A 4,988-nucleotide genomic window follows, 5' to 3' on the forward strand; every position below is an offset into this window, starting at 1 on the left:
GGCGGGGAGCGCGCGTGCCCGGGCCCATCCAGTCCATCGAGCGGGCCGCGGCGGTGCTGCGGCTGCTGTCCGGCGCCGGGCGCGGCCTGGGCGTGGTGGAGGTCGGCAACGCCCTGGGGCTGGCCAAGACCACCGCCCACGGCATCCTGCGCACCCTCGTGGACGTCGGCTTCGTGGTGCAGGACGAGGACGGCGACTACCGCGCCTCCCCCGCGCTGGCGGACCTGGGCCGCCCGCGCACCGGCGCCGACGACCTGCGCGCGCACGCGGTGAACTGGGCGGACTCCCTGGCGGCGCGCACGGGCGAGTCGGTGCGGCTGGCGGTGCTCCACGAGGGCCGTGCGCTGGTGGTCCACCACGTCTTCCGCCCCGACGACAGCGCCCAGGAGCTCACCACCGGCGCGAGCCTGCCGGCGCACGCGTGCGCGCTGGGCAAGGTGCTGCTGGCCTCGGCGCCGGTGCGGCTGCGCGGGCGGCTGCCGGCGATGACGGCGCGCACCGTCACCGACGCGGCGGTGCTGCGGCGCGCGCTGGCGGCGGTGCGCGAGCAGGGCTGGGCGCTGGAGGTGGAGGAGCTGACCGCCGGGGTGGCGGGGGTGGCCGCGCCGGTGCGCGACCGCGGCGGGCTGGTGGTGGGCGCCATCGGCGTGGACGGCGCCGCCGAGCACCTCGTGGACTCCCGCGGCCGGCCCCGGGCGGGCGTGGTGCCCGCCGTGCGGCAGGCGGCGCGGGCGATCTCGCGCGGCCTGGGCGCGCGCGTGGACTGACGCGCCCGGCGCGGGGACGGCGCGGGGACGGCGCGGGGACGGCGCGGTCGCGACGGCCGCGCCGGGGCGGGCGTCGGGCAGGATGGCGCCCGTGACGACGCAGACGGGTGCAGCGCAGCGCCCGGAGCACCGCGGGTACGTCGTGGCGGTCGACCAGGGCACCACGTCGACGCGCTGCATCCTCTTCGACCACGCCGGCCGGCTGGTGGCCGTCGCCCAGCGCGAGCACCGCCAGCACTACCCGCGCCCGGGCTGGGTGGAGCACGACGCGGCGCGCATCTGGGCCGACGTGGCCCGCCTGGTGCCGCAGGCGATGGCGCAGGTGGAGGCGGGCCCGGGGGACGTGGTGGCCGTGGGCATCGCCAACCAGCGCGAGACGGTGGTGGCGTGGGACCGGCGCACCGGCGAGCCCGTCGCCCCGGCGATCGTGTGGCAGGACACCCGCACCGCCGCGCTGGTGGAGGAGATGGCCGCCGAGGGCGGGGTGGACCGCTTCGCGCACGTGTGCGGGCTGCCGCTGGCGACGTACTTCGCCGGCCCGCGCATGGCGTGGATGCTGCGCCACGACGAGCGGCTGCGCCGGCGGGCCGCGGCCGGGGACGTGCTGTTCGGGACGGTGGAGTCCTGGCTGGTGTGGAAGCTCACCGGCGGCCCGGACGGCGGCGAGCACGTCACGGACGTGACCAACGCCAGCCGCACGATGCTCATGGACCTGCGCACCCTGGACTGGTCGCCGGAGCTGCTGGAGGCGTTCGGGGTGCCGCGCGCGGCGCTGCCGCGGATCGTGCCCAGCTCGCAGGTGTACGGCCGGGCGCGCACCGTGGTGCCCGGCGCGCGGATCGCCGCGGCGCTGGGCGACCAGCAGGCGGCGCTGTTCGGCCAGACGTGCTTCTCGCCCGGGGAGGCGAAGTGCACCTACGGCACCGGCGGGTTCCTGCTGATGAACACCGGCACCGACGTGCCGCGCTCGACCCACGGGCTGCTGACGACGGTGGCGCACCGCATCGGCGACGAGCCGCCGGCGTACGCGCTGGAGGGCTCCATCGCCGTCACCGGCGCGCTGGTGCAGTGGCTGCGCGACAACCTGGGGCTGATCTCCACCGCGCCGGAGGTGGAGTCGCTGGCGCGCACGGTGCCCGACAACGGGGGCTGCTACTTCGTGCCGGCGTTCTCGGGGCTGTACGCGCCGCACTGGCGGGCCGAGGCGCGCGGTCTGATCATCGGCCTGACCTCGTTCGTCACCAAGGGGCACCTGGCGCGCGCGGTGCTGGAGGCCACCGCCTGGCAGACCCGCGAGGTCGTGGAGGCGGTGGAGGCGGACTCCGGCCTGCGGTTGTCCTCGCTGCGGGTGGACGGCGGGATGACGTCGAACAACCTGCTCATGCAGACGGTCGCGGACGTGCTGGACGTGCCGGTGGTGCGCCCGATGGTGTCCGAGACGGTGTCGCTGGGCGCGGCGTACGCGGCGGGCCTGGCGGTGGGCTTCTGGCCGGACACGCAGGCGCTGCGCCGGCGCTGGCACCGCGCCTCGCAGTGGTCCCCGGCGATGGCCGGGCCCGAGCGCGAGCGCGGCTGGCAGGACTGGCAGGAGGCGGTGCGCCGCACGTTCGGCTGGGTGCGGCACGAGCGCGCCTGAGCGGCGCCCCGCTGCGGCGGGGCGGGTGCCTGTGCCAGGGTGCGGGCCCGTGAGCGCACTGTTCGACGTCTCCGGCCGGCTGGCGCTGGTCACCGGCTCCTCGCGCGGGCTGGGCCGCGCCATGGCGGGCGGGCTGGCGGAGGCCGGCGCGCGCGTGGTGCTGCACGGGCGCGACCGCGAGCAGCTGCGGCGGGCGCAGGAGGAGCTGGCCCAGCGCACCGGGACCGCGCCGGCGGTGGTGAGCTTCGACGTCACCGACGCCGGCGCCGTCGCCGAGGGCGTGGCCGCGCTGGTCGCCGAGCACGGCGCCCCGGACGTGCTGGTGAACAACGCCGGCATCCAGCGGCGCGCCCCGTTCGAGGAGTTCGCCGCCGCCGACTGGGACGCGCTGGTGGCGGTGAACCTCTCCAGCGTGTTCCACGTCTCGCGGGCGGTGGTCCCGCACATGGTGGCGCGCGGGTCGGGCAAGGTCGTCAACGTCGCCTCGGTGCAGTCGGTGCTGGCGCGGCGCACGATCGCCCCGTACACCGCCACCAAGGGCGGGGTGGCGATGCTCACCAAGGGCATGGCCGCGGACCTGACCGGCCGCGGGGTCCAGGTGAACGCCATCTCCCCCGGGTACTTCGCCACCGAGATGAACGCCGCCCTGGTCGCCGACGAGGCGTTCAGCGCCTGGGTGGAGCAGCGCACCCCGGCGGGGCGGTGGGGCCGGGTGGAGGAGCTGCTGGGCACGCTGATCTACCTGTGCTCGGACGCGTCCAGCTTCGTGTCCGGGCAGAACGTCGTCGTCGACGGCGGCATGACGTCGGTGCTGTGAGGGTCGGTGCTGGGAGGGTCGGTGCTGCGAGGGTCGGTGCTGCGAGGTCCCGCGGTCCGCGGGACGGGGAGGGGGCGCCGTGAGGGCGGTCAGGGTGCACGGGGCGGGCGACCTGCGCGTGGAGGAGGTGCCGACGCCGGAGCCGGGCCCGGGCCGGGTGCGCCTGCGCGTGGCGTACGCGGGGATCTGCGGGTCGGACCTGCACTACCTCGCGCACGGCGCGAACGGCGCGTTCGTGGTGCGCGAGCCGCTGGTGCCGGGCCACGAGGTCTCCGCCGCGGTGGACGCCGACCCCTCCGGCGAGCTCGCGCCGGGCACGCCGGTGACGGTGCACCCGGCCACGTTCGGCCCGCCGGCCGCGGGCCTGGAGCACCACCCGCACCTGCGCCCGGGCGGTGCGTACCTGGGCAGCGCCTCCACCTGGCCGCACACGCAGGGCGGGATGAGCGAGTTCCTCGTGGTGGACCGCGCGATGGTGCGCGTGCTGCCGGCGGGGCTGCCGCTGCGCCGGGCGGCGCTGGCCGAGCCGCTGGCGGTGGCGCTGCACGCGGTGGGCGTGGCCGGGGACGTGGCGGGCAGGCGGGTGCTGGTGTCCGGGTCCGGGCCGATCGGGCTGCTGGCGGCGGCCGCGGCGCTGGTGCGCGGGGCGGGGGAGGTCGTGGCCACCGACGTGCTGCCCGGTCCGCTGGCGCGGGCGCGCGCCCTGGGCGTGCACGGCACGCTGCGCGTGGGCGAGCAGGAGGTGCCCGGGGAGGCGTTCGACGTGGTGCTGGAGTGCTCCGGGGTGCCCGCCGCGGTGGGCACGGCGCTGCTGGCGGCCCGCCGCGCGGGGGTGGTGGTGCAGGTGGGCATGGTGCCGGACGCGCCGCGGCCGCTGAACCTGGCGCCGCTGGTGTCCAAGGAGCTGCAGCTGCGCGGCACGTTCCGCTTCGCCGACGAGATCGACGAGGCGGTGCGGGTGCTGGCCGAGCGCCCGGACCTGGAGCGGGTCGTCACCCACGAGGTGCCCGCCGACTCCGTCGCGGAGGCGTTCGCGGTGGCGGCGGACTCGGAGGCGTCGGGCAAGGTGCTCGTGGCGCTGTGGCCCTGAGCGGGCCGCGGGGCTGAGCGGGCCACGGGGCTGAGCGGGCCGGTCAGCTGCCGCTGCCGGTGCCGGTGTAGCGGCCGGGGCGGTGGTTCATCGACAGCACGAGGTTGAGGACCACCGCGCCGGCGGCGGACAGCGCCACCACGGCCGGCGGCACGACGGCCAGCGAGGCGGCGACGACCAGCACGTCCAGGGCCATCTGCACGTACCCGGCGCGCCAGCCGAGGCGCTCCTGCAGCACGAGCGCGAGGATGCCGAACCCGCCGAGGCTGGCGCGGTGGCGGAAGAGCACCAGGATGCCCAGGCCGGCGGCGAGGTCGCCGAGCAGCACCGCGTACACGGGGTCGGCGTCCAGCGCCGGCAGCGCCGCCGCGTGCAGCGGGGAGAACAGCGAGACGGTCAGCACGGCCGCCGCCGAGCGCAGCGTGAACCCCCACCCCTTGGCGCGCACCGCCAGCAGGAAGAACGGCAGGTTCACCAGCGGGAAGAGCACCCCGAACGGCACGGGCAGGGCGTAGCTGAGCAGCAGGCCCAGCCCGGCGGTGCCACCGGTGACGGCGGTGCTGGAGTGCAGCAGGAACAGGCCGAAGGAGGCCAGGAAGGTGCCCACGAGGAACCCGGCGACGTCCTCGGCGGGCGTGTGCGGCGGCGCGGGCGGCAGCGCGCGCGGGAGTGCGGGGG

5 protein-coding genes are annotated in these 4,988 nt (G+C 77.4%); 4 read left to right on the plus strand and 1 reads right to left on the minus strand.

Going from position 1 to position 4,988, the window contains the following annotated elements; genetic code table 11:
• From GTR00_RS14405 to GTR00_RS14420, 4 genes are all read left to right on the plus strand, one after another.
• Window positions 1-767 (plus strand): IclR family transcriptional regulator (locus GTR00_RS14405; protein ID WP_240900245.1); only part of this gene is annotated, 767 nt, incomplete at its 5' end.
• Window positions 768-858: 91 nt separating this feature from the next.
• Window positions 859-2,403: a glycerol kinase GlpK gene (gene glpK, locus GTR00_RS14410; RefSeq protein WP_323132489.1), complete on the plus strand. Its 1,545-nt coding sequence runs from the start codon at window positions 859-861 to the stop codon at window positions 2,401-2,403.
• A gap of 49 nt (window positions 2,404-2,452) precedes the next feature.
• Window positions 2,453-3,220, plus strand: a complete 768-nt coding sequence (locus GTR00_RS14415) for an SDR family oxidoreductase (protein ID WP_166612300.1) — start codon at window positions 2,453-2,455, stop codon at window positions 3,218-3,220.
• A gap of 79 nt (window positions 3,221-3,299) precedes the next feature.
• Window positions 3,300-4,310 carry an L-idonate 5-dehydrogenase gene (locus GTR00_RS14420; protein ID WP_166612301.1) on the plus strand — a complete coding sequence of 337 codons (1,011 nt, stop codon included), beginning with the start codon at window positions 3,300-3,302 and terminating at the stop codon, window positions 4,308-4,310.
• A gap of 43 nt (window positions 4,311-4,353) precedes the next feature.
• Here the strand turns inward: GTR00_RS14420 and GTR00_RS14425 are convergent, their stop codons facing one another.
• The gene (locus tag GTR00_RS14425) at window positions 4,354-4,968 is read right to left on the minus strand and encodes a YitT family protein (protein ID WP_166612302.1); all 615 of its coding nucleotides are present in this window, start codon (window positions 4,966-4,968) and stop codon (window positions 4,354-4,356) included.
• Between the last annotated feature and the right edge of the window lie 20 nt (window positions 4,969-4,988).

It is taken from the genome of Kineococcus indalonis (assembly GCF_009906395.1).
Lineage (GTDB): Bacteria > Actinomycetota > Actinomycetes > Actinomycetales > Kineococcaceae > Kineococcus > Kineococcus indalonis.